The sequence below is a fragment of the Pseudomonas sp. Pseusp18 genome, assembly GCF_059506005.1.
The window spans coordinates 3,707,360-3,731,023 of record NZ_CP169240.1; the positions used below are offsets into that span (position 1 = coordinate 3,707,360).

The following is a 23,664-nucleotide window of genomic DNA, read 5'->3' on the forward strand; positions in this document are numbered from 1 at the left end:
CGCCGAACTCTTATTTAAGCTCCCTTCCCACGCTACAACCCAACATCAGAAGATGGAGCTTCTTACTTGAACACGCAAAATAACTACGTATTTCATTCCAGCAACCAACGCGAGAAACAATCAGTCATTGAAGCCATTACCAACTTCCTCAGCGATGAAGACGTCATGGCAGCCGTTGGGTGGTTATGGGACCGTGTATCAGTTATCTGCGACCCGGATTCCGACTTCTCCCAACTACATCGTCCAGCTACTACCTGCCTGGCGAGGCTCATCCGGCAACCCGACTTCAAAAAAATCGGGGCCGAACAAGGCATCCCCCAAACAAACATCTTTCATGTCAACGAACACGGTCAACTCTTTTACTCCTATAACAACATCAGTACCCGTGAAGTCAACGGCGAGCTGGTCACCGTTGGTTTCTTCTCTGAGCGTAACGACATCGCCCGTCACTTCACTGGCGTTGCCGACATCGATGAACAGCTGCGCCTCCTTTCAAGCAGTGCCAAGCTGACCGGCGGATGGGTGACGTCCACCGAAAAAATCACAATAAGCCAGTGGTTGCGTTTTCACGGCCTGCCACTTCCGGCCAGCGTGGAAAGTGCGAAAGAGTTAATTGATCTACTGAATGCCACCACACTTCCAGTACCGTCGCCCTATGGGAACTACTGGCAGTTGCTGATTTCCCCCAAAGACTCACCATTCGAACTCACGGAGAAAAATCGCGCCCTCATTCGCGATGTGATCGAGGAAGAAACCGGAGGCGAACTTCCTTTGGTTTCGCTCTATGGCCATTCGCTGAAACTTGAAAGCTTTTCCGCCGACAAACTGCCCACCAGCCAAGGTTACCGGCTGACACGGCTGATCGATATTGCAGTGTCGAGCGCGAATAATGGGCATGCGTTCATGACGGCATTAGGCTGGTTCTCTGATGAAAACGGCCCCAAGCCAACCGCACAGTTCATCGAACAGCTGATGATTGCGGTGATGCTGCTTGACCTTGATCCGGAACTGGACAGCGCCAATACCTCATTTGCAGGTTTTGACCTCTACTCGAAACGCTATTTGCTGCTTCCCCCCTCAGCGGTCCGCACGCGACTTGAACAGCATCTGGTCAGCCAACTCAAGCTCGACGCCATGATTGCCCCGCTCGTCGCGGAACTGGTCCTGGGAGGCATGGCGCCGGAATATCTTGCCGATGAGCTGCCGTCAAACCTGCGTATTGGCACACCGGCCTGGGTCGTCTTCACGCAAGCCGTACACTTTGCCGAAGCGATCGTCCCCGGTGTTTCCCGGAGCATGACCTACCAACACCTGCTGGGGTTCGCCCGCGCATCGCAGTTGACCCCTGAACTCAAAACAGTGTTTGCCACGCACTCGGCTGACCCGGTGATAACCTGGGCGCTGATGAACGATCTGATCGCCCGGGATTCAGAGGACAACCTCAACCTGCAAGCCGTTACGGTGGCGAAGGATGAGTACAAGCAACATGCTGACATGATGACGAGCTCCTTGATTGATCTGGGCAAACCGCTGCCCCATCGCAAGGCGCTCGCACTTAAAGAACTCAAATCCCAGGTGCCGGATTGTGACCCTGAGGAACTGTTGGTCAAACATCGCGGAACGGGCGGTGGTGCAGGAAGGCGGGTATCGGTTGTCGATCTTTACCTGGGCGACGAGCTTCACACCCAGGATTGGGACCGAACCAAAGGGAGCAGTATTTACGAGGCATTCCCTGATCTGACTGACCTGTACCCCATTGCAGGTCTATTTGAACAAGCGATCCACAATCATTACAACTCAATGACCGAAGCGTTGTCGGCCATTATCAAAGTTACATTTTCGCAACTAAGCCTGACGGACAGGTCGTTCATTGAGGACGGCCACCTGGGTCTCTATTGTGTTCAGGAATATACCACCACCCGATTTACTAATATCCCCAACCCGACGGGTGCTGTAAGACCGGCAACGCCCACCCCCGGAAAGACCGGTCGTTATGGCGTTATCATTTGTGCGGTACTTGATTCAGAGCTTCGTTGTTATCAACTATTTCCGATGAGGACGGAATGCGTATACAGCGAGGAGCTTAGTGAAGTGTTTCGCCCTCTCTTCATGGCCAGTGGGTCCGCTGCCGCGACATTTGTGAACCACAAACAACATTTGGAAGGCCGTCTGGATATACAGGCTTATCAAGCGAACACGGCCCCCCGCAGCTATGCAAAATCCGCTTTTTTCATCCGCAAAATCGGTGAATTCAACCCATCAGCAAGTGCAGACACCACCACGCCGAACCCCTACTTTCGTTCAACGCGAAAAGAAGCAATCAGTAACCTTATTGCAAAAGAAAACCCCTATTTCACTGAAGATGAACTGATGCAACTGGGCCTCGACCAGACCAAACGTGAAAAAGCGATTGAAAAGACCGAAGCCATCTTCACTTTCATTGTGAACCTGATCATCCCGTTCAAGGAATGCGTCGAGGAGCTTTCCTCGGGGGTGCCTTCCCGACAAAACCGCGCCATTTTCGGCTGTGTCATGGATGCCGCGGCCCTCGCTGTTTCCGTTGCCGTCATCGGCATTAAAGTGGCCGCTATCAGCGCGAAGGCCACAACCCTGGTCTCGAAACTGCTTTCCACTTCCAAAGTGGTTGGCAGTACCGTCATCAGCCTCTTCGCTCCCATCGACAATCCTACAAAGTTACTCACCGGTGGCAGCCAGCTGCTGGCTCGAGGTGTAATGAAGTTGAGCGGCCACGCCCGCTCCGCTTCTCACCTGGCAAGACAGCAATTGCGTTTTATGTCCGGTGCAAACGGCTACGACTTGATCAAGGCCATCGATCATACCGGCTCGGCTTCTCGGATCCGCATGTCGCTGGACACGGTTGCCCATGGGCGTGCGCTGTTCAAGGACGACAGCATTGAGACCGTCGAACAGATTGTGACCCTTTTGGGGAACAAAGACAGTCGTTTGCCGAGTAACGTAACCAACATTGAACTAGAACATCTGTTCAACAATGCAGTTGTTGAATCGACAACAAAACTCAAGTCAGCACAAGATTTGGAGGCTTTGATTGGCCGAGCGGCCGTAGATGATCTGTTCAAGACCTACCTCAAAAATTTACCACACGACTACATCTCCGCCCGACCAGGATCAGGAGCCGATAATTATGGCGAGGCGCTGAAAGTCCTGGCCCAGCTCGACACGAAAAATGTCACCTATGTAAAAAATTACCAGCAAAATGTGTTGAAACAAGATCTGGGCAAGGCGCCTTTTGGCCAAATCATGCCGGAATCGGCTTTCAACCCAAGCGGCTTTACAGATAATTCGCAAAGGGCGGGAGCCTGGATCGTGAACGGTTCAACCACTCCAACTAACGACCTCGACAACATCGTTGCGGTATTGCGTGAGTATGCCGGGAATAAAAAGTCGCTGACCGATCCGGCATTGATCAGAGAGCTGAACGTCCGGATTGCACCAGATGCCGCAGGCATCGAGCGCATCGGACTACATTTTGAAACGACATACCCTAGCAATATCAGTGGGTTCGCTGCGATGAAGGAGCACCTGAAATTACTCAACACCAGCCATGAGCATTTCGATAAACATTTGCTCGCCACCGTCGTGGGCTTCCACGGTCTGGGCAACGGTAACGGCCGAACCGGTCGTGCGCTGTATGCCATCAGCCAGCTACGAAACAACCGGTTCACACCGCTGACAAAAAACGAGTTCAGCTTGCTACACGGCCTCGAATGAAATGATTGTCTGGGGGATGGTGCTAGGAAAACAGCAAATACGCTGCACTCCCCCCCAGCAATCCCGCCATCACCCGGTTGAACAAACGCATGCTTGCAGGATTATTCAGATAACCCTGCAGGCATGTCCCGGCATATGCCCAACAGCCGACAGACACATAGCAAATCACCAGATACACCGCCGCAAACTGCCAGACCAGCCGCGCCTCGCCGTCCGCGACGAACGCGCCCATGCCCGCTACACACGCCAGCCAGGCTTTCGGATTGAGCCATTGCATCACCGCGCCATACAGCATCGACGGTGCCCGGCGCGACTCTTTTGCATCGATGCGACCATCGTCCGCCGCCAGCTTCCAGGCCATGAACAGCAGAAACGCTACACCCGCCAGCTGCACCACCTGCGTCAGCGCCGGCCACAGCCGCAATACCTCATGCAACCCCAGGCCCATCAGCACCAACAGCAACACAAACCCCAGAGTCGCCCCGGCCACATGCCGCTGACTGGCGCGAAAACCGAACTGCGCCCCCGAACTCAACGCCACAATGTTCACCGGCCCCGGTGTAATGGAAGCGACCAAGGCAAACGCCGCCATCGAAAGAATCAGACTCATTGCATACCTTCTTCAATTCAGTTGAACCAGGGCTCAAGGTAAAGAGCCAGGGAAATGCTGTATTGAAGAAAACAACCCTTGCCTGTTCCGCGATGCATGTCGCGCCCTGTAGGTTGCAAGACTGTCACGAGGCACCTTATGGCGGGCCTATACTTCAAGAGTCGGCACACTCGATGCGGGGCGCGTCGAGTGATCGTTCACGCAGGCCACGGCCTGCCTTCATCGTAGGGAGGAGAAGATCATGGCGCGTAAATACATCGACTGCCGCGAGTTCCCAAGCGCTTCCAAATGCTCGGTCGCCCTGTCCGCAGACTCTGAAAACGAACTGCTGGAGGCCGCGGCACAGCATGCGGTCAGTGTTCACAAGCACACCGATTCACCAGAACTGCGTGCTCAACTGAAGACAATGTTCCACGACGGCACCCCGCCCGTAGAAGCACCACGTCCGGCGTAGGAGCTGCCGAAGGCTGCGATCTTTTGATTTCCCCGTAAAAAGGGACGGACCACGATTCAAGGCAAATGCCGAACAATCGTGGTCTGTCCCGTGTTTTTCTCTGTACGGCTATTTGCATCCACCGCTGTATGGGCCAAATCACCAACCACCCGTGATAAAAATACCGCTCTCGTTCCTGGAGCCCGTTCATGGACCTCGCCACCCTCTTCCTGTTTTTGCCGGCCTGCTTTGCCCTGAACATGGCCCCCGGCCCGAACAATCTGCTGTCAGTCAGCAATGCCACCCGTTATGGCTATCGTCGCGCCTGTGTGGCCGGCGTCGGGCGTTTGCTGGCGTTTGCCGGGATGATCGCTCTGGCCGCCGCCGGGTTGTCGGTGGTGCTGAAAACCTCGGAATGGCTGTTCTACGCGATCAAGATCATCGGCGCCGCTTACCTGTTGTACCTGGCATGGCAACTGTGGCGCGCCAATCCCGAGGCCGAGCAGCACATCACCGGCACGCCGGTGGGGATCCTGGCCCTGGCGCGGCAGGAGTTTCTGGTGGCAGCGGGTAATCCCAAGGCCATTTTGCTGTTCACCGCCTTCCTGCCGCAGTTCGTCGACCCGACCCAGGCGGTGGCGCCACAATTCGCGGTGCTCGGCGCGTTGTTCCTGCTGCTGGAATGGATCGCCATCAGCGCCTACGCCTACATGGGCCTGCACATGCGCCGCTGGTTCGCTGAACCACGGGGCAAACGGATGTTCAACCGTTGCTGCGCGGGATTGTTGTCGGCGGCGGCTTCGGTGCTGTTGATGGCGAAACGGGCCTGACCTTTACGCTTGGGACGGTCCTTTCAGTTCGACCTGGTTGCCGTCCGGATCGAAGCAATAGATAGACAGCCCGTTGCCTTCGGCGCCGAAACGCACGGCGGCTTTCTCGGGTTTCAGGCCAAAGGACTGCAAGTGCCTGACCAGTGCTTCCTCGTCAAACGGTTCGATGCGCAGGCAGAAGTGGTCGACGTTGCGCCGTTCGCGACCAGCGGCAGCACCGCCCGTGCGGCCGATTTCGCCCTGGATGTCGACGAGATCGATCATCGAGGTGCCCGCACGCAGATGCACCAGGCCCAGATCGTCGCGGCGCTTGACCAGTTCGGCGCCGAGTACCTCGCCATAAAACGCGATGCTGCGTTCGAGGTTCTCGACGCGCAGGACGATGTGATCGATGTGTTTAATCGTGAATGCTTGCATTGGGATGGATTCCTGAAAATAGCGTTTACAGCATTGCCGGTGACCCGATGACTGTAGCTCAGGGTACAAAAATTCTCTGTCGATTTTCCGGTGGAGGCACCAGGCAACGCGGCTTATGCTCAGCCCATGAACCTACAAAACGCTGTGCTTCCGCCCCACGCCGAGATGGTTCGCGCCATGCTCGAACGCGACACCGCCTACGAGGGGGTGTTCTTTACCGCGGTCAAAACCACCGGCATCTTCTGCCGCCCCAGTTGCACGGCGCGCAAACCGAAGCCGGAAAACGTCGAGTTCTTCGCTCATGCCGATGAGGCGATGTCGGCGGGCTATCGGGCCTGTCTGCGGTGCAAACCGCTGGACGCCGCAGCCATTGCGCCGGACTGGGTGCAGCAACTGCTGAAATCCGTCGACGCCGACCCCGACCAGCGCTGGACCGATGCCCAATTGCTCGCCGAGGGCATCGAGCCGCTGAAACTGCGGCGCTGGTTCAAGCAGCATTTCGGCATGACTTTTCACGCCTGGCTGCGCAGCCGACGGTTGGGCATCGCCCTCGGTGGCATCAAGCAAGGCGAATCCATCGACAACGCGGCGTTCGATTCCGGCTATGAATCCTTGAGCGGTTTTCGCGATGCGTTTCAAAAGTCATTCCACATCACCCCCGGTCGCGCCGTCCACAGCGAGCCGCTGCTGTTCACCCGATTGACCACGCCGCTGGGGCCGATGATCGCCATGGCCGAACGGCGTGGGCTGGTGCTATTGGAGTTTCTCGACCGACCGGCATTGACCAAGGAAATCGAAGAACTGCAGAACCATTATGGCTACGCCGTGGCCCCCGGACACAACAGGCATTTGCAGCAGATTGAAGAACAACTGGCGCAATACTTCGCCGGCAAACGGAGCGAATTCAACGTGCCCCTGCACCTGCCCGGCAGCGCTTTCGCCAAGCAGGTGTGGAACGAATTGATGAAGATCCCCTACGGCCAGACCAGCACCTATGGCGCGATTGCCGCGCAACTGGGCAAGCCCGGCGCCAGTCGCGCCGTGGGCATGGCCAACGGGCAAAACCGTCTGGCGATTGTGCTGCCCTGTCATCGGGTGATCGGCGCAGACGGCTCGTTGACCGGCTATGGTGGTGGACAACCGCGCAAAGCGTTTCTGCTCAGGCTGGAAAGCGCCGCGGTGCAAATCACCCAACAACTGGCATTCTGATCGCTCCACGGCTTTTCAAAAAAAGGTTTTCCAATAAAAAGTCATAAGGAGGGACATTCAATGGACACACTCGACACTCAATTCCATCAACTGCACCAGAGCGGGCTGTTGATTCTGACCAACGTCGCCGATGCCACCGGGGCGCGACTGGTGGAACAGCTGGGCAGCAAAGCCGTGGCCACCAGCAGCGCAGCAGTGGCCTGGGTGCATGGTTATCCGGATGGCAACACCTTGCCGCTTGAGCGGCTGGTTTCCACCGTCGAATCCATCGCCCGGGTCATCAGCGTGCCGTTGAGCGTGGACATTGAGGCGGGTTATTCCGATGACCTGGGGCGAGTTGCGCAAGTGGTCGACGCAGTGATCGCCGCCGGTGCCGTGGGGATCAATATCGAGGACGGCGCTGCCCCGCCCGACCTGCTGGCCCGCAAGATCGAAATTGCGCGCCAGGTTGCCAATCGCCGGGATGTGAAGCTGTTCATCAATGCCCGCACCGACGTATACCTCAGGGGCCTGGTGCCGGCCGAAGATCGTGTCGCCGAGACGCTCAAACGCGCCGCGTTGTATCAGGCCGCCGGTGCCGACGGATTGTTCGCCGCTGGCGTCACGGCGGCGTACGAGATCGACGCCCTGTGCCACGGCACAACGCTGCCGCTGAACGTGCTCGGCTTCCCGGGCCTGCCTTCGCCCGAGGAACTGCAAGCCCTTGGCGTGCGCCGTTTGAGCGCAGGCTCCGGCATCGCCGAATTCCTCTACGGCGCCATGGCCGGCCTGGCCAAAAGCTTTCTGCAAACCGGCACGCTCGACAGCAGTCACCTCAAGGCCTTCACCTACAGCCAAGTGAACGCCCTGCTGGCCCCGACCGGGAAAGTTTGACCGCAAGCAATGGAGTGCGGCGCTGCGGGGGGACGACTAGTCTTCCCGCAGCCACCCGCCCCTCAGGATGCTCCATGCCCGACACCTATCAACTGGCCAGCGAATTCCTCTCGGCCCTCGATGCCGACTGGCAGCGCCACATCAGCGCCATCGGCCCCTGCCTGCATCAGCCCCACGCGGCGCGCGATCCTTATGAATCGCTGGTGCGGGCGATTGCCTATCAGCAACTACATGCAAAGGCCGGCGATGCGATTGTCGGCCGGCTGCTGGCGTTGTTTCCCGCGAACACCTTCCCCAGACCCGAGCAGATCCTGGCGACTGACTTCGAGCAGATGCGCGGTTGCGGCTTTTCCGCCAGCAAGATCGCAACCATTCAGGGCATCGCTCAGGCGGCTCTGGACGGCGTGGTGCCGGACTACGCCACGGCGCTGGCGATGGACGATGAAGCATTGATCGAGCGTTTGATCACCTTGCGCGGTGTGGGCCGCTGGACCGTGGAAATGCTGCTGATCTACAGCCTGGAGCGGCCAGACGTTTTGCCGGCCGATGACTTCGGGGTGCGTGAGGGTTATCGCCGGTTAAAGGGGCTGGAACAACAGCCGAGTCGCAAGCAGATGGTGGATATCGGGTTGGCGTGGAGCCCTTATCGGACGGTGGCGTCGTGGTATTTGTGGCGGGTACCTAACCGGTAGACCGTGTAATCGTTCATCGCGGGCAAGCCCGACATCTGACGTTCAGAGCAACAACCGCGAAAAGTCGCAACACTGCAGCGCCAGTTGCGCGACATCCTGGTTCAGACCGAATTGACGATCGGTGCGGTGCAGCGCGGCGTAGCGAATCCGCGGCAGGCCCGGCGTCGTCACCAGTGCGCGCAACGCGCCTCGTTCGATCAAATGCGACAGGCAGGCCTTGGGCAAATAACTCACACCAACCCCGGACAAGGTCAATCCGACCTGCACCAGCAAGTTATGGCTGGTGATGGTTTTAGGCATCTGCACATTGTGGGAAGCCATCCAGCGCTCGTAGATCAAGCCTGTCCCGGACTGGGATCCCTGGGTCAACACCGTGCAACCGGCCAGGCGCTCGATACTCACCGGATCCGGGTCGGTAATCAGACCTGGCGCGCACATCCAGGCGTTTTCGACGGACTTCAGTGGGGTACTGACGAACCGCGCATCGTTGTAGACATCCGGGACGATGACCAGATCGAGTTGATCGTTTTCCAGTTTGCGAAACAGTTCGCTGCTCAGTTCCACCGAAGGCTCGATTTGCACCTTGGGGTAAGCCTGCCGTAGCGACTCGACCAGCGCCGGCAACCAGGTCAACGCCGTCAGTTCGGTGACCCCGAGGCGAAACCTGCGCACCAATACTTCACGGGCGCTGACCCGCTCCAGCAAATAGTCACGGCGTTCCAGCAAATCCTTGGCGTAATCCAGCAGTTCGCCGCCCTTCTCGGTCAGCCGTGCGTTGCGCTTGCTGCGGTCGAAAATCTCCACGTCGAAGGTTTCTTCCAGCTCCTGGATACGTTTGGAAATCGCCGACTGAGACATGTTCAGCTTGTTCGCTGCCGCTTCGAAGCTGCCCAACTCGGCAATCCAGAACAACGCGTCAATCTGCTTGAAGGTGATCATTGCAAACGCCACATGAAAAAAAGCGATACTACCGCATAATAAAATATCGCTAAAACTGTTTGTTTATCACTCCTAAGATCGAGCCACAGCCCTGATCGGCTGCTAACTCATTCTTCAGGAGATCAGCCATGTCCTTGCCCGGTTCACGCATTCTTCCCAACCCACCGCTGGCCGCTGCCGAAGTGCTCGAAGCGTTCGCCAATGTGGTCACGCCGCACATCAGCGACAACCTCGGCCGGCACATTGGTGCTCGCGGCCTGACCCGCTACAACCGCAGCGGCAAATTGGTCGGCACCGCCCTGACCGTCAAAACCCGTCCAGGCGACAACCTGCTGATCTACAAGGCCATGAGCATGCTGCAACCCGGCCATGTGTTGGTGGTGGACGCCCAGGGCGACACCAACAACGCGGTGATCGGCGAACTGGTCAAGCTCTACGCCCAGCAGCGTGGCTGCGTCGGTTTCGTGATTGACGGCGCGATTCGCGATGTCGCCAGTTTCGACGATACCCCCTGCTACGCCCGCGGCGTCGTGCACTGCGGCCCTTACAAGAGCGGTCCGGGCGAGATCAACGTGCCGGTGTCGATCGGCGGCATGCTGGTTCAACCGGGCGATTTGCTGGTCGGCGACGAAGACGGATTGGTGGCGTTTTCCCAGGCCGATGCGGCCGAAGTGCTGCGTCGCGCCGCACAACATGCGGCCCACGAAGAACAAGTCAAAGCCGAAATCGCCACCGGCGCCCTGCGTCAGAGCTGGATGGACAAGGTCTTGCAGCAGGCCGGCCTGGCCGATTAAGGGGGAACACAATGAGCACTGCATTTTTGTCTGATCGGGTGCTGGGCATCCAACCTTCGCCGAGCATCGCCGCCAACGCACTGGTGACCGAGCTGCGCGCCCAGGGTCGGGACATCGTCAACTTCACCATGGGCGAACCGGATTTCGACACTCCGGCACATATCCTCGACGCCGCCAGCACCGCGATGCACAGCGGTGACACGCACTACACGGCCACCCACGGCACACTTGCCTTGCGCAAAGCGATCTGCCTCAAGCTTGAACGCGATAACGGCCTGCATTACGGGCTCGACGAAGTGGTTACCGGCTGCGGCGGCAAGCACATCATTTACCACGCCCTGGCCGCAACGCTGAACCTGGGCGATGAAGTGATCGTGCACACGCCGTACTGGGTGTCTTACCCGGACATCGCCCGGTTGAACGACGCCACGCCGGTGATCATTCCCGGCGATGAATCCAACGGCTTCAAGCTCTCGCCAGCGGCGCTGGAGCAGGCAATCACCCCGCGCAGTAAATGGGTGATCCTCAACACGCCGAACAATCCGAGTGGTGCGGTCTACAGCGAAACCGAGCTGTTGGCACTGGCGGACGTCCTGCGTCGGCATCCTCATGTATTGATCATGGCCGACGAAATCTACGAGCAGTTCGTTTATGGCGACGCCCGGCATGTGTCGCTGACCCTGCTCGCCCCGGACCTGAAACCGCGCACGCTGATCGTCAACGGCGCGTCCAAGGGTTACGCCATGACCGGTTGGCGTCTTGGGTTTGGCGCAGGTCCGGCGTGGTTGATCGGGGCCATCGGCAAACTGCTGTCGCAGACCACCACGTGTCCGAGTTCGGTCAGCCAGGCGGCTGCGGTCGCGGCGTTTGCCGGGGATCAGGCACCGATTGCTGGCATGCGCGAGGTTTACCAACAACGCCGTGACCGCATGCTCGAACTGTTGCAACCGATCAACGGCCTGAGCTTCACCCCTCCGGACGGGGCGTTCTATGTGTTCGCCAACGTCAGCGGGCTGATGGGCAAAACCACCACCAGTGGCGAGCGCATCGACAGCGATACGCAACTGGTCGCCTACCTGCTCAAGGAGCACGGCCTGGCCACGGTCAGCGGCGCCGCATACGGCATGTCGCCGTATATCCGTCTGTCGTTCGCCAGTTCGCTGGACGTGATCGAAGAAGGTTGCCGTCGTCTCAAAGAAGCGTGCCAACGCTTGCGCTGACGGCTGATCGCAACACCCGACAGCCATCGGACGGCTGCCCATTGACTGCCTAGAACAACACTCATAATCATCGTCATCAAATGAGGCATCCCCCCATGCACAAGCCCCGCATCGCGCTGGTCTGGCAAATCATGATCGGTCTGCTCGCCGGCATTGCCATCGGCGCCCTGCTGCACAGCTTTCCCGAGTCTCGCCCGTGGCTGGTGAACAACCTGCTGCAACCGGCCGGCGACATCTTCATCAAGCTGATGAAGATGATCGTCGTACCCATTGTGTTTTCCTGCATGGTGGTCGGCATTGCCGGTCACGGTGACGGCAAATCCCTGGGGCGGATCGGGGTCAAGTCGCTGACGTATTTCTTCAGCATCACCACCCTGGCAATCATTGTCGGACTGGTAATCGGCAACCTGCTCAAACCCGGTGCCGGCACTGATCTGGCGAGCCTCAAGGCGGCCGCCGTTACCCTGCCGACCAGCAGCGCAGCCGGAGGGCACAGCCTGGGGCAGATCATCGTCGGTATTATTCCGGACAACGTCATCAACGCGATGGCCCAGGGCAGTCTGCTGTCGGTGCTGTTCTTCGCCGTGATGTTCGGCCTCGGTGTTTCGAAGCTTGGCAACGAACGCAAGGAGCCGTTGATCGCGTTGCTGCGCGGTGTCTCGGAAGCGATGTTCAAGGTCACGTCGATGATCATGGCCTACTCACCGATCGGTGTGTTCGGGATGATTGCCGTGACCGTGGCCAACTTCGGTTTCAGCTCTTTGCTGCCACTGGCCAAGCTGATCATGGTCAGTTACGTGGCGATTGCGTTCTTCGTGCTGGTGGTGCTCAACCTGGTGGCGCGACTGTGCGGGATCAACCTGTTCGCGCTGATGCGCCACATCAAGGATGAACTGGTCCTGGCCTTCTCCAGCGCCAGCTCGGCGGCGGTGATGCCGCAACTGATGAAGAAACTCGAAACCTATGGTGTGCCGCCGTCGCTAGTCAGTTTCGTGGTACCGGTGGGTTATTCCTTCAACCTTGACGGTGCGTCGCTGTTTCTCGGCATCGGCACCTTGTTCGTCGCCCAGTTGTACGGCATCGACCTGAGCCTGGGCGATCAGGCGTTGCTGGTGGTGACCATGGTCCTGACGTCCAAGGGGGCTGCCGGTGTGCCGGGGTTCATGTTCGTGATTCTCTCGGCCACCCTGGCCAGTGCCGGATTACCGCTGGAAGGCATCGCGTTCATTGCCGGGGTTTATCGGTTGATGGAGATGCCGACCACCGCCCTGAATGTGCTTGGCAATGCACTGGCGCCACTGGTGATCGCCAAGTGGGAGGGTCGCGAGGCTCATTGCCTGAGGGTGCCGCAGGGGCAGTGCTCGTAACTGAGACCGCGTCATCGTTCTTCGCGAGCAAGCCTGCTCCCACATTTGGCTTGCCCGCGAAGGCGCCCGAACGGCCACCATAAATTCAAGTGCAGAAACGCTTACGGTCTAGTCTGTCTTGAGTCATCCCCCCCATCGGAGGCTCCCATGCAGCTCGAAGGCTCCTGCCATTGCGGCGCGGTGTCGTTCAGCCTGACCAGCGCCCACCCCTACCCTTATCAACGTTGCTACTGCTCGATCTGTCGCAAGACCCAGGGCGGTGGCGGTTATGCGATCAACCTGGCGGGCGACGCCCAGAGCCTCAAGGTGCGCGGTCGCAAACACATATCGATTTACCATGCGCGGCTCAAGGACAAAGGCGATAAGCGCGCCCGGCGCAGCACCGCCGAGCGGCATTTCTGTTCCCTGTGCGGCTCGGGATTATGGCTGTTCAGCCCTGAATGGCCGGAGCTGATTCACCCGTTTGCCTCGGCCATCGACACCCCGTTGCCGGTGCCGCCCGAGCACACGCATCTGATGCTCGGTTCCAAGGCGCCGTGGGTGGAAGTCGAGGTGCATCCGGGGGACCAGCAATTCGAGGTCTACCCGGTAGAATCCATTGCCCAGTGGCATGAACGCCTGGGTTTGAGCCGCTAATCCAAATGCGCCCAGGTCATGCGAAACGACGCCCCGCCCCACGGCGAATCCGCCACTTCCACTTGCCCGCCATGGGATTGAGACACCCGCCGCACCAGCGCCAGGCCCAAGCCGAAACCACCGGTGCGACGGTCGCGGCTGGCATCGAGGCGCGAGAACGGTTCGAAGATTTTCTCCCGTCCGTCCAGCGGCACGCCCGGCCCATCATCGTTGACCTGCACTACGTAATGATCACCGGTGCGCACCAACGACACTTCTACCCGCTCGTTGGCATAGCGAATGGCATTACGCAGCAAATTGATCACCGCCCGGGCCATGAAACGCGGTTCGATGCGAACCTCGTCAACCTGACATTCGACAATCAGCAATTGCACCCCGGCGGCTTCGCCCTCCAGCGCCACGCTACCCACCACACTGTCGAGCCAATGGCTGGCCTGAATGTTCTCCCGCGAAATTACCGTAGCGCCACGCTCAAGGCTGGCGTACGTCAGCAACTCGGAAACCATTTCTTCCAGTTCGCCGAGGTCGGCGTACATGTCGGCAATCAACTCGCGGTTCTGGGTCGGATCCGGTTGTTGCTTGAGTTGATCGAGTTCGAACGACAACCGTGCAATCGGCGTGCGCAATTCGTGGGACACCGCGTTAGTCAGCTCGCGCTGATTGGCGATCAGCCCCTCGATGCGCGCGGCCATCAGGTTGAAGTGTTCAGCCAGGTCACGAATGTTCGAGCGCTTGGACAGCTGGATGCGCGCCGACAGGTCGTTGTCGCCAAAACGTTCGGCGGCCAGGCGCAGTGTCTCCAGATCGCGCCAGTGCGGGCGTACCCAGAAATACAGCACGAAACCGATCATCACCGCGATCATCAGATAGGCCGCGGCAATGTAGAACGGCATCAGACTCGGCTCGGCCGGCAGCTTGATGCTGAGCAGCTGCGAACCGTCGTCAATGCGCGAGATGAACTGCGTGTACTTGTCGCGCATTACCAGCAGGCCCTGGGCCAACTCGGCTTGTTCCTGATCGGTCAGAGACAATTGATCGGTCTCGATCAGAGCCAGGCCCAAGCCGTAGTGAGGGCGTATGGCTTCCAGCTGTCGCTCCCGGGCCGGACTGTCCAGGCCGCGCAATTGCTCGACCAGCGACCAGGCCTGACCACGCACCGCCTCTTGGTTGTAGCTGCGCATCTGGCCGTCGAGCAGCGCATCAAACGTGCGCTCGACGGTTTGCAGCCCCAGTACCAGGCCAACCGTCATCACCAGAAACAGTCCCAAAAATAACCGCAGCATTTACAGCTCCCACGCAAACGGATTGAACAGATAACCCTTGCCCCACACGGTCTTGATGCACATCGGTTCGCGCGGGTTGTCCTTGAGTTTGCCGCGCAATTTGCTGATGTACACGTCGACACTGCGGTTGAGGCCGTCGAAGGCGATACCGCGCATGCGGTTGAGGATGTCGTCGCGGGACAGCGTCTTGCCGGCGGCGCTGGCCAGCAACCACAGCAGTTCGAATTCCATGGTGGTGAGCTCGATGCCCTCGCCCGCCAGGCGCACTTCGCGGCAACTGCGATCGATGCTCAGATGACCGAATTCCAGTGAGCTGCACACACTGCTGTCCGGCAGCTGACGGCGTTGCAAGGCACGCAGACGAGCGAGCAGCACAGGGGGCTTGATGGGCTTGATCACGTAGTCGTCGGCACCGGATTCCAGGCCGAGAATGTGATCGAGGTCGTCTTCCTTGGCGGTGAGGATGACGATGGGTGTGTCGGACACACTGCGGATTTCGCGGCACACGTGCAGGCCGCTCTGCCCCGGCAACATCAGGTCGAGCACAACGACTTTCGGTTTGAATTCAAGGAAAGCGGCTACCGCGAGGTCACCGCGGTGCACCTGTCGAACTTCAAAACCGTGTTGGGCCAGGAAATGCGCAATCAGCCCGGCGAGCTTCTCGTCGTCTTCCACCAGCAATACTTTGCCAAAACCCAGTCTCTCCATGATGACCGTCTGCCAACCCTTGAATGAAATGGCCGGCATTATGGCGCCAATCGATGAAGGGACGGTTATCGCAGACAGCAAAAACCGGCCGCGGGGGCCGGTTTTTGGCGATGTTTCATTCTTTTAAGAGTTTTTAACAATTATTGAAGATGAAACGTTGTCACGCCGCGACCGGCACGCCACTGTGAAACCTGAACTCCACATCCGGCGACTCGATCAACGCCTGTTCGGCATCACGCACCTTGTCGATCACTTGGGCGATGTCCTTGGCGTCACCGTATTGATAAGCCAGTTTCAGATACCCCTGGAAATGCCGGGCCTCGCTTTTCAGCAGGCCGAAGTAGAACTTGCCCAGTTCCTCATCCAGATGCGGCACCAATGCCTCGAAACGCTCGCAACTGCGAGCTTCGATGAACGCGCCGACCACCAGCGTATCCACCAGTTTCACCGGCTCGTGGCTGCGCACCACTTTGCGCAGCCCCGAGGCATAACGCCCGGCGGACAGCTGACGCAGTTCAATCTTGCGCTTTTTCATCAGGCGCATGACCTGCTCGTGGTGCACCAGCTCTTCCCGGGCCAGACGCGACATCAGGTTGATCAGATCGACGTGGGAGTGATACTTGGCGATCAGGCTCAACGCCGTGCTGGCCGCCTTGAATTCGCAGTTTTTGTGGTCGATCAGCAGCGTTTCCTGATCGGCCAGCGCGGCCTGGACCCAACCGTCGGGCGTGCGGCAGCCAAGGAACTCGTGAATTTCGGGAAGGATCATGGGGCTCACGGATAAAAGGTTCAAAACGAAGGGCGCCGATTATACCGGCCTGCCGACAGACCACCAGTCGCCACCGTTGATATGCATCAAGTCCCCGAATCGCCGGCAGCAACTATAGTTGTGCAACGCCGTGCTTTTTCATTTTCAGGAGATCCCGATCATGCAAGCCATTCGCAGCATTCTGGTGGTCATTGAACCCGAACACTCGGAAAGCCTGGCGCTCAAACGGGCCAAATTGATCGCTGGCGTGACCCAGGCTCATCTGCACCTGCTGGTCTGCGATAAAAAGCATGATCACAGCGCGATGCTCGGCGTGCTCAAGGCGGCTCTGCTGGCGGACGGGTACAACGTCACCACCGAGCAAGCCTGGAACGAAAGCCTGCACGACACCATTATCGATGTGCAGCAGGCTGAAGGTTGCGGGCTGGTGGTCAAGCAGCATTATCCCGACAGCCCACTGAAAAAGGCCCTGCTGACCCCGGCGGACTGGAAACTGCTGCGCTACTGCCCGACTCCGGTGCTGCTGGTGAAAACCGCCAAATCCTGGGCCGGCGGCGTGATCCTCGCGGCCATCGATGTCGGCAACATGGACGGCGAACACCGCACCTTGCATGCCAGCATCATCGATCATGGCTACGACATTGCCAGCTTGGCCAAGGCCCATCTGCACGTGATCAGCGCCCATCCGTCGCCGATGCTGTCAGCGGCCGACCCGACGTTGCAGCTCAAGGAAACCATCGAGGCCCGCTACCGCGAGCAATGCAAGGCGTTCCAGGCCGAGTTCGACATCGACGACGACCACCTGCACATCGAGGAAGGCCCGGCGGATGTATTGATTCCGTTCATGGCCCATAAGCTGGGGGCCTCTTTGACGGTGATCGGCACGGTGGCGCGGACCGGGTTGTCCGGGGCGTTGATCGGGAATACGGCGGAAGTGGTGCTTGATGCGCTGGAGAGCGATGTGCTGGTGCTCAAGCCGGACGACATCATGGATCATCTGGAAGAGATCGTGACCCGGCATTGAGCAAGATCAAAAGATCGCAGCCTCGTTTCACTCGACAGCTCCTACATGAATCGTGTTCCCCTGTAGGAGCTGTCGAGTGAAACGAGGCTGCGATCTTTTGCCTTCAAAGACTATCCGCCGAAGGCGTCTTTTAGGAACCCCGGCGCAATGTAGCGCTGGTAATGCGCTTCCGAGAGCAGGAAAAACTCCCGATCAATGGCATCCCTCAGTTCCGGCAGGTTCCAGTCGCGGAACTCCGGCAGCAGCACCATTCCGTAGGCTTCCAGATTATTGATGACCCGCGCGCCCCGTGCGATCAACTGATAAGCCCAGCAATACTCCGACTGATGCGGCACAAAGCGGATCTTGCGCTGTTCCAGCTGCATTCTTAGCAACGCCGGATCGAAAATTTCTACCTTGGCGGCCATCACCTGGGACAACAACTGCTCAAGACGCAACCATACCGCGCGTTTTTCTTCCTCGTTGTAACCGTTCCAATGGATCACTTCGTGGTGGAAACGCTTGCAGCCACGGCACACCAAATCACCGTAAACAGTGGAGCAGAGGCCGACGCAGGGGGTCTTGATGGTCTGATTGGGCATAGGTAGACAAAACACGGGAAAGCAGAACAGGTCGGCATGTTAGCCCTTTGTCTAACATTCATCACCCCTCAAAGTTTTGGACCTAACTTACCTTTCAAATTTTTTTGCCGTAGAATCAGCCAGCCTTTTAAGGCGCCAATGTCCGTTAAGAAGCTGTTTTCAAAGCGTCACGAGCACAGTCGTTCCTTCAGAGCGGTGTTGGCGAAGGGTTTTTCCAGCGGGGAAAAGCCCAACGCCAACCCTCATCAGCTCCCCGTTCTGCAGGCGTAAAACTTTGAAAGCAGCTTCTGTAAGGAATTGCCGGTAATTCTGGCTAAGCGGCCCACAACGCCACGCAGCGCATGAGTACGGCAATTTCGGGATGAGCGTCCCGGACACCCATTTGGGACCACTGATGAGGGTAATAACTGTGCTTGAAGCCTACCGCAAACATATCGAAGAGCGTGCAGCACTGGGTATCGTTCCCCAGCCGCTTAACGCCGAACAAACTGCAGGCCTGGTCGAGCTGCTGAAGAATCCCCCGGCTGGCGAAGAAGCTTTCCTCGTTGACCTGATCACCAATCGCGTTCCGCCAGGAGTGGACGAAGCCGCCTATGTAAAGGCCGGTTTCCTGTCTGCCCTCGCCAAAGGCGAAGCAAAATCCCCTCTGATCGACAAGAAGCGCGCTGTTGAACTGCTCGGCACCATGCAGGGCGGCTACAACATCGTGACCCTGGTAAACCTGCTGGACGACGCCGAACTGGCACCAGTAGCTGCCGAAGAACTCAAGCACACCCTGCTGATGTTCGATGCCTTCCACGACGTGGCTGAAAAAGCCAAGAACGGCAACGTTCACGCCAAAGGCGTCCTGCAATCCTGGGCCGACGGCGAGTGGTTCAAGAAGCGCCCGGTACTGGCCGACAAGATCAGCCTGCGCGTCTTCAAGGTGACCGGCGAAACCAACACCGACGACCTGTCCCCTGCTCCAGACGCCTGGTCGCGTCCAGACATCCCGCTGCACGCCCTGGCCATGCTGAAAATGGCCCGTGACGGCATCGTTCCGGACGAGCAAGGCAAAACCGGCCCGATGAAGCAGATCGAAGAAATGCGCGGCCAGGGTTTCCCTATCGCCTACGTCGGTGACGTGGTCGGTACAGGTTCCTCGCGTAAATCCGCTACCAACTCGGTACTGTGGTTCTTCGGCGACGACATTCCTTACGTGCCGAACAAGCGCGCTGGCGGTTTCTGCTTCGGCAGCAAAATCGCTCCGATCTTCTACAACACCATGGAAGATGCCGGCGCACTGCCAATCGAGTTCGACGTTTCCAACATGAACATGGGCGACGTGATCGACCTGTACCCGCATGCTGGCAAAGTCACCAAGCACAACAGCGACGAAGTCCTGACCACCTTCGAAATGAAGACCCCGGTGCTGCTGGACGAAGTCCGCGCCGGCGGCCGTATTCCGCTGATCATCGGCCGTGGCCTGACCGAGAAGGCTCGCGCCGAGCTGGGTCTGCCGCCGTTCGACCTGTTCAAGAAGCCTGAAGCTCCGGCCGAAAGCACCAAGGGTTTCACCCTGGCGCAGAAAATGGTCGGCAAGGCTTGCGGCCTGGCAGAAGGCAAAGGCGTTCGTCCTGGCACCTACTGCGAACCGAAGATGACCACCGTAGGTTCCCAGGACACCACCGGTCCAATGACCCGTGACGAACTGAAAGACCTGGCGTGCCTGGGCTTCTCCGCTGATCTGGTGATGCAGTCCTTCTGCCACACCGCGGCGTATCCGAAGCCGATCGACGTGACCACCCACCACACCCTGCCTGACTTCATCATGACCCGCGGCGGCGTTTCCCTGCGTCCGGGCGACGGCATCATCCACTCGTGGCTGAACCGCATGCTGCTGCCAGACACCGTGGGTACCGGTGGCGACTCGCACACCCGTTTCCCGATGGGCATCTCGTTCCCGGCCGGTTCCGGTCTGGTCGCGTTCGCCGCTGCCACCGGCGTCATGCCGCTGGACATGCCGGAATCGATCCTGGTGCGCTTCAAAGGCAAAATGAAACCTGGCATCACCCTGCGTGACCTGGTTCATGCCATTCCTTACTTCGCCATCCAGAACGGTCTGCTGACCGTCGAGAAGAAAGGCAAGAAAAACGCCTTCTCCGGCCGCATCCTGGAAATCGAAGGCCTGGAAGGCCTGACGCTGGAACAGGCTTTCGAGCTGTCCGACGCGTCGGCCGAACGTTCGGCTGCCGGTTGCACCATCAAGCTGTCGAAAGAGTCGATCACCGAGTACCTGCAATCCAACATCACCCTGCTGCGCTGGATGATCGGCGAAGGCTACGGCGATGCACGTACCCTGGAGCGTCGTGCTCAAGCGATGGAAGCCTGGATCGCCAACCCGCAACTGATGGAAGCCGATGCCGACGCCGAATACGCCGAAGTCATCGAAATCGATCTGGCCGACATCAACGAGCCTGTGCTCTGCGCACCGAACGATCCGGACGACGCCCGTCTGCTCTCCAGCGTTGCTGGCGAGAAGATCGACGAAGTGTTCATCGGTTCGTGCATGACCAACATCGGTCACTTCCGCGCTGCCGGCAAGTTGCTGGAACAGGTCAAAGGTCAGCTGCCAACCCGTCTGTGGCTGTCGCCGCCGACCAAAATGGACGCTCACCAGCTGACCGAAGAAGGCTACTACGGCATCTACGGCAAGGCCGGCGCACGCATGGAAATGCCAGGCTGCTCGCTGTGCATGGGTAACCAGGCACGTGTAGAGCCGAACTCCACCGTGGTGTCGACGTCGACCCGTAACTTCCCGAACCGTCTGGGTGACGGCGCGAACGTCTACCTGGCTTCGGCCGAGCTGGCGTCCGTTGCGTCCATCCTGGGTCGCCTGCCGACCGTCGAGGAGTACATGGAATACGCTGGCAAGATCGACAGCATGGCGGCCGACGTTTACCGCTACCTGTCCTTCGACCAGATCGCCGAGTTCCGTGAAGCTGCCGCGAACGCCAACATCCCGGTCGTTCAAGCCTAACGCTACAAAGCCATAAAAAACGCCGCCCATCGTGAGATGAGCGGCGTTTTTTTATGCCTGACGCCAATTACCCAGCTATCTTTGCCTGATGTCGGCACCAGGACGGCGTGCCACGAGGCCCCACGGGCCTTATCTCAAGGAGGAGTCATGCGGGTCATCCTGATCGCCATCGGTTCGCCCGGTGACGTTTTCCCCTTCATTGGCCTGGCCAATGCGCTGAACCTGCGCGGTCATCGCGCGACCTTGTGCAGCCTGCCGGCGTTCAAAGCCACCGTCGAACAGTACGGGCTGGAATTCGAGCCGTTAGGTCAGCAAACCTGCGACGACACACCCCGCCCGCGAGACTCGAAAAGCGCTTTGGCAGAGCAGTGGAACGCGGTCTCGCACCTGCTCGAACCGACCTTTGACTACATCGCAGCGCGGCGCCATGAGGATATCGTGGTGGTGGGCTCGTTTTGGGCGTTGGGCGCACGTGTGGCCCAGGAGAAGTTTGGCATTGCCTACCTTTCGGTACAGATTTCACCGTTCTTGCGCGAGGCCCATCGGCTGGCGCTGGACCAGCTCTGTGCGCCATCGCTTAACGCCTTGCGCGCCAGAAAGGGCCTGGGTGGGACGGTTCAACACGTTATCAGCCAATGGATGCATTCGCCGGACGGCGTGATCAGCTTCTGCCCCGAGTGGTTCGCACCGCAGCAAGCCGCAGCGCCCGCCACACTGTGCAAGGCCTGCGAAAAAGCCGTTGCGGCTATCGAGCATTGCCGCCAGCGAACCAAAGGTCGTCTGGCCGGGCATTCGAAGGGGGCGATCAACCGGGGCAACCCCGATTGATCGCCCGCTGTTTCAGGCGCTGAGCGAGTAGATCAACGCCGAAATGGCCACCAGGCCCACCAGCGTCACGAAGACGTTGGAGGCTTGGCCACGGTAACGCGCCATGGCCGGCACTTTGCGGATCGCGTACATCGGCATCAGGAACAGGATCGCCGCGATGACCGGGCCACCGAGGGTTTCGATCATGCCAAGAATGCTCGGGTTCAGGGTCGCGACGATCCAGCAGACCACCAGCATGAACGCGGCGACGATACGGTCCAGGGTCTTCGGCGCCGGGCGTTTGCCGCTCTTGACGATCAAGCCCTTCAAGCCTTCGCTGGCGCCGATGTAGTGGCCCAGGAATGACTTGGAAATGGCCACGAAGGCAATCAACGGCGCCGCGAAGGCGATGGTCGGGTTGCTGAAGTGGTTGGCCAGGTACGACAGGATCGACAGGTTCTGCGCCTTGGCTTCCGCCAGTTGCGCCGGCGACAGGGTCAGCACGCAGCTGAAGACGAAGAACAGCACCATCACCACCATCAAGAGGTGGGCGCGGGACAGGATCTGCGAGCTGCGCTCTTGGGCATGAGTGCCGTAGCGACGTTTCTGGTCCACCGCGAACGCCGAAATGATCGGCGAATGGTTGAACGAGAACACCATCACCGGAATCGCCAGCCACAGGGTGTGCAGCAGCGCCGACGACTCAGGCAGCGTGGACGCGGTGCTGAGGATGCCGCCATTCCAGTGAGGAATCAGGAACACCGCCAGGAACAGCAGCGCGACGATGAACGGATACACCATCAGGCTCATGGCCTTGACGATCACCTGCTCACCGCAACGCACCACCGCCAGCAGGCCGAGAATCAGCACGAACGACAGCACGGCGCGCGGTGGCGGCATGATGTGCAGCTGATGTTCGAGGAAACTGCCCACGGTGTTGGTCAGGGCCACGCTGTAGATCAGCAGGATCGGGAAGATCGCGAAGAAATACAGCAAGGTGATCAGCGCGCCGGCCTTAATGCCGAAATGTTCTTCCACCACTTCGGTGATGTCTGCACCTTCACGACCGGACAGCACAAAGCGGGTCAGGCCACGGTGCGCGTAAAACGTCATGGGGAACGCCAGCAACGCCAGGATCAGCAACGGCCAAAAGCCGCCCAGCCCCGCGTTGATGGGTAAAAACAGGGTACCGGCCCCGATTGCCGTGCCAAACAGGCCCAGCATCCAGGTGGTGTCATGGCGATTCCAGCTTTCGAGGCTCGCTGGTGTCGCCGCTACGTAGCGTTCGTCGACGCTATTGGCCTGATCATTCATCCGGTCGGATCTCCGCTTTCCGGTCACTTGCCACTCGGTCAGGACGCGTCGGAAAAAACCGACAGACATGCTCCGGCCGAAACAGGGGCGGGATTCTCCGCGATAAACGAGCAGAAGCAAAGGCTTAGCTGAGCAATGGTTGTGCGGAGCAGATCAAAGGCCTGTCGCTTTTAGAAAAATAACTGTCGGCAGCGGGTATGCGATGTGTCGTTTTCTGACACGCTTTAGTAAGCCCTAATGTACGGTGTGCCTGACGGACCGCAGCGCCTGATTTTACGACTGATGCGCAGCCGAACGCAGCCTCGCAGACTCGACAGCTGCTACGGCAATTTCATCGCGGACAAATCCTCTCCACCTGCCGCGCACTGATCTAGTGTTGTATCTAAGAA

21 protein-coding genes are annotated in these 23,664 nt (G+C 58.9%); 13 read left to right on the plus strand and 8 right to left on the minus strand.

All coding sequences use genetic code 11. From position 1 onward, the window contains the following. Positions 1-66 precede the first annotated feature (66 nt). Positions 67-3,750 carry a hypothetical protein gene (locus ACEN9A_RS16560; protein WP_258668680.1) on the plus strand — a complete coding sequence of 1,228 codons (3,684 nt, stop codon included), beginning with the start codon at positions 67-69 and terminating at the stop codon, positions 3,748-3,750. A gap of 22 nt (positions 3,751-3,772) precedes the next feature. On the opposite strand, the gene ACEN9A_RS16565 is transcribed toward ACEN9A_RS16560, so the two are convergent. Next, positions 3,773-4,360 (minus strand): LysE family translocator, encoded by a 588-nt coding sequence (locus ACEN9A_RS16565; protein WP_258668681.1) that lies wholly within the window; start codon positions 4,358-4,360, stop codon positions 3,773-3,775. A 241-nt stretch (positions 4,361-4,601) separates the two neighbouring features. Between ACEN9A_RS16565 and ACEN9A_RS16570 the strand changes: the two genes are divergently transcribed. Then, positions 4,602-4,814, plus strand: coding sequence for a DUF1059 domain-containing protein (locus ACEN9A_RS16570; protein ID WP_007937743.1), 213 nt, complete (start codon positions 4,602-4,604; stop codon positions 4,812-4,814). Between the two features lie 188 nt (positions 4,815-5,002). After that, entirely contained in the window at positions 5,003-5,623 is a 621-nt protein-coding gene (locus ACEN9A_RS16575) for a LysE family translocator (protein WP_258668682.1), read from the plus strand. Positions 5,624-5,626: 3 nt separating this feature from the next. Here the strand turns inward: ACEN9A_RS16575 and ACEN9A_RS16580 are convergent, their stop codons facing one another. Then, positions 5,627-6,040: a VOC family protein gene (locus tag ACEN9A_RS16580; RefSeq protein WP_258668683.1), complete on the minus strand. Its 414-nt coding sequence runs from the start codon at positions 6,038-6,040 to the stop codon at positions 5,627-5,629. Positions 6,041-6,166: 126 nt separating this feature from the next. Here ACEN9A_RS16580 and ACEN9A_RS16585 point away from each other — a divergent pair, with 126 nt between their 5' ends. The 3 genes from ACEN9A_RS16585 to ACEN9A_RS16595 all read left to right on the plus strand — a co-directional run bounded on the left by ACEN9A_RS16585 (position 6,167) and on the right by ACEN9A_RS16595 (position 8,814). Next, on the plus strand, positions 6,167-7,249 hold the full coding sequence (locus ACEN9A_RS16585) for a bifunctional transcriptional activator/DNA repair enzyme AdaA (protein ID WP_258668684.1): 1,083 nt from the start codon (positions 6,167-6,169) through the stop codon (positions 7,247-7,249). 60 nt (positions 7,250-7,309) lie between these two features. After that, positions 7,310-8,122, plus strand: coding sequence for an isocitrate lyase/PEP mutase family protein (locus ACEN9A_RS16590; RefSeq protein WP_019579343.1), 813 nt, complete (start codon positions 7,310-7,312; stop codon positions 8,120-8,122). Between the two features lie 74 nt (positions 8,123-8,196). Continuing rightward, positions 8,197-8,814, plus strand: a complete 618-nt coding sequence (locus ACEN9A_RS16595) for a DNA-3-methyladenine glycosylase family protein (protein ID WP_258668685.1) — start codon at positions 8,197-8,199, stop codon at positions 8,812-8,814. Positions 8,815-8,856: 42 nt separating this feature from the next. Here the strand turns inward: ACEN9A_RS16595 and ACEN9A_RS16600 are convergent, their stop codons facing one another. Then, complete coding sequence (locus ACEN9A_RS16600; RefSeq protein WP_018929644.1) at positions 8,857-9,753, minus strand: LysR family transcriptional regulator; 897 nt, start codon at positions 9,751-9,753, stop codon at positions 8,857-8,859. A 128-nt stretch (positions 9,754-9,881) separates the two neighbouring features. Here ACEN9A_RS16600 and ACEN9A_RS16605 point away from each other — a divergent pair, with 128 nt between their 5' ends. The 4 genes from ACEN9A_RS16605 to ACEN9A_RS16620 all read left to right on the plus strand — a co-directional run bounded on the left by ACEN9A_RS16605 (position 9,882) and on the right by ACEN9A_RS16620 (position 13,770). After that, positions 9,882-10,547, plus strand: coding sequence for an RraA family protein (locus tag ACEN9A_RS16605; RefSeq protein ID WP_018929645.1), 666 nt, complete (start codon positions 9,882-9,884; stop codon positions 10,545-10,547). A gap of 11 nt (positions 10,548-10,558) precedes the next feature. Further along, positions 10,559-11,767, plus strand: coding sequence for a pyridoxal phosphate-dependent aminotransferase (locus tag ACEN9A_RS16610; RefSeq protein WP_258668687.1), 1,209 nt, complete (start codon positions 10,559-10,561; stop codon positions 11,765-11,767). Between the two features lie 95 nt (positions 11,768-11,862). Further along, a complete protein-coding gene (locus ACEN9A_RS16615; protein WP_018929647.1) occupies positions 11,863-13,134 on the plus strand; it encodes a cation:dicarboxylate symporter family transporter in 1,272 nt (423 codons plus the stop codon). Positions 13,135-13,281: 147 nt separating this feature from the next. Next, positions 13,282-13,770, plus strand: a complete 489-nt coding sequence (locus tag ACEN9A_RS16620; protein ID WP_258668689.1) for a GFA family protein — start codon at positions 13,282-13,284, stop codon at positions 13,768-13,770. On the opposite strand, the gene ACEN9A_RS16625 is transcribed toward ACEN9A_RS16620, so the two are convergent. The 3 genes from ACEN9A_RS16625 to ACEN9A_RS16635 form a co-directional block, all read right to left on the minus strand. Beyond that, on the minus strand, positions 13,767-15,053 hold the full coding sequence (locus tag ACEN9A_RS16625; RefSeq protein ID WP_258668690.1) for an ATP-binding protein: 1,287 nt from the start codon (positions 15,051-15,053) through the stop codon (positions 13,767-13,769). The genes ACEN9A_RS16620 and ACEN9A_RS16625 overlap by 4 nt on opposite strands. Next, on the minus strand, positions 15,054-15,761 hold the full coding sequence (locus ACEN9A_RS16630; protein WP_258674188.1) for a winged helix-turn-helix domain-containing protein: 708 nt from the start codon (positions 15,759-15,761) through the stop codon (positions 15,054-15,056). A gap of 160 nt (positions 15,762-15,921) precedes the next feature. Beyond that, positions 15,922-16,530: a MiaE family protein gene (locus ACEN9A_RS16635; RefSeq protein WP_008010271.1), complete on the minus strand. Its 609-nt coding sequence runs from the start codon at positions 16,528-16,530 to the stop codon at positions 15,922-15,924. 160 nt (positions 16,531-16,690) lie between these two features. Here ACEN9A_RS16635 and ACEN9A_RS16640 point away from each other — a divergent pair, with 160 nt between their 5' ends. Beyond that, positions 16,691-17,554 carry a universal stress protein gene (locus ACEN9A_RS16640; protein WP_258668691.1) on the plus strand — a complete coding sequence of 288 codons (864 nt, stop codon included), beginning with the start codon at positions 16,691-16,693 and terminating at the stop codon, positions 17,552-17,554. 110 nt (positions 17,555-17,664) lie between these two features. Here the strand turns inward: ACEN9A_RS16640 and ACEN9A_RS16645 are convergent, their stop codons facing one another. Further along, complete coding sequence (locus ACEN9A_RS16645; protein ID WP_007937731.1) at positions 17,665-18,135, minus strand: DUF1289 domain-containing protein; 471 nt, start codon at positions 18,133-18,135, stop codon at positions 17,665-17,667. Positions 18,136-18,544: 409 nt separating this feature from the next. On the opposite strand from ACEN9A_RS16645, the gene acnB reads away from it, so the two are divergent. Both acnB and ACEN9A_RS16655 read left to right on the plus strand, forming a co-directional pair. Beyond that, positions 18,545-21,154 (plus strand): bifunctional aconitate hydratase 2/2-methylisocitrate dehydratase, encoded by a 2,610-nt coding sequence (gene acnB, locus ACEN9A_RS16650; protein WP_019648931.1) that lies wholly within the window; start codon positions 18,545-18,547, stop codon positions 21,152-21,154. A 147-nt stretch (positions 21,155-21,301) separates the two neighbouring features. Beyond that, entirely contained in the window at positions 21,302-21,982 is a 681-nt protein-coding gene (locus tag ACEN9A_RS16655; protein WP_258668692.1) for a glycosyltransferase, read from the plus strand. A 12-nt stretch (positions 21,983-21,994) separates the two neighbouring features. Here ACEN9A_RS16655 and ACEN9A_RS16660 read toward each other — a convergent pair whose 3' ends face one another. After that, a complete protein-coding gene (locus ACEN9A_RS16660; protein ID WP_258668693.1) occupies positions 21,995-23,275 on the minus strand; it encodes a serine/threonine transporter in 1,281 nt (426 codons plus the stop codon). Positions 23,276-23,664 lie beyond the last annotated feature (389 nt).

Excerpts from the sequence above, each read along its gene's own strand:
- ACEN9A_RS16615 (WP_018929647.1), top strand. The coding sequence starts at position 11,863 with ATGCACAAGCCCCGCATCGCGCTGGTCTGGCAAATCATGATCGGTCTG.
- ACEN9A_RS16640 (WP_258668691.1), top strand. The coding sequence starts at position 16,691 with ATGCAAGCCATTCGCAGCATTCTGGTGGTCATTGAACCCGAACACTCG.
- ACEN9A_RS16595 (WP_258668685.1), top strand. The coding sequence starts at position 8,197 with ATGCCCGACACCTATCAACTGGCCAGCGAATTCCTCTCGGCCCTCGAT.
- ACEN9A_RS16575 (WP_258668682.1), top strand. The coding sequence starts at position 5,003 with ATGGACCTCGCCACCCTCTTCCTGTTTTTGCCGGCCTGCTTTGCCCTG.
- ACEN9A_RS16565 (WP_258668681.1), bottom strand. The coding sequence starts at position 4,360 with ATGAGTCTGATTCTTTCGATGGCGGCGTTTGCCTTGGTCGCTTCCATT.
- ACEN9A_RS16580 (WP_258668683.1), bottom strand. The coding sequence starts at position 6,040 with ATGCAAGCATTCACGATTAAACACATCGATCACATCGTCCTGCGCGTC.
- ACEN9A_RS16570 (WP_007937743.1), top strand. The coding sequence starts at position 4,602 with ATGGCGCGTAAATACATCGACTGCCGCGAGTTCCCAAGCGCTTCCAAA.
- ACEN9A_RS16585 (WP_258668684.1), top strand. The coding sequence starts at position 6,167 with ATGAACCTACAAAACGCTGTGCTTCCGCCCCACGCCGAGATGGTTCGC.
- ACEN9A_RS16635 (WP_008010271.1), bottom strand. The coding sequence starts at position 16,530 with ATGATCCTTCCCGAAATTCACGAGTTCCTTGGCTGCCGCACGCCCGAC.
- ACEN9A_RS16600 (WP_018929644.1), bottom strand. The coding sequence starts at position 9,753 with ATGATCACCTTCAAGCAGATTGACGCGTTGTTCTGGATTGCCGAGTTG.
- ACEN9A_RS16655 (WP_258668692.1), top strand. The coding sequence starts at position 21,302 with ATGCGGGTCATCCTGATCGCCATCGGTTCGCCCGGTGACGTTTTCCCC.
- ACEN9A_RS16610 (WP_258668687.1), top strand. The coding sequence starts at position 10,559 with ATGAGCACTGCATTTTTGTCTGATCGGGTGCTGGGCATCCAACCTTCG.
- ACEN9A_RS16645 (WP_007937731.1), bottom strand. The coding sequence starts at position 18,135 with ATGCCCAATCAGACCATCAAGACCCCCTGCGTCGGCCTCTGCTCCACT.
- ACEN9A_RS16630 (WP_258674188.1), bottom strand. The coding sequence starts at position 15,761 with ATGGAGAGACTGGGTTTTGGCAAAGTATTGCTGGTGGAAGACGACGAG.
- ACEN9A_RS16605 (WP_018929645.1), top strand. The coding sequence starts at position 9,882 with ATGTCCTTGCCCGGTTCACGCATTCTTCCCAACCCACCGCTGGCCGCT.
- ACEN9A_RS16620 (WP_258668689.1), top strand. The coding sequence starts at position 13,282 with ATGCAGCTCGAAGGCTCCTGCCATTGCGGCGCGGTGTCGTTCAGCCTG.
- ACEN9A_RS16660 (WP_258668693.1), bottom strand. The coding sequence starts at position 23,275 with ATGAATGATCAGGCCAATAGCGTCGACGAACGCTACGTAGCGGCGACA.
- ACEN9A_RS16590 (WP_019579343.1), top strand. The coding sequence starts at position 7,310 with ATGGACACACTCGACACTCAATTCCATCAACTGCACCAGAGCGGGCTG.
- ACEN9A_RS16625 (WP_258668690.1), bottom strand. The coding sequence starts at position 15,053 with ATGCTGCGGTTATTTTTGGGACTGTTTCTGGTGATGACGGTTGGCCTG.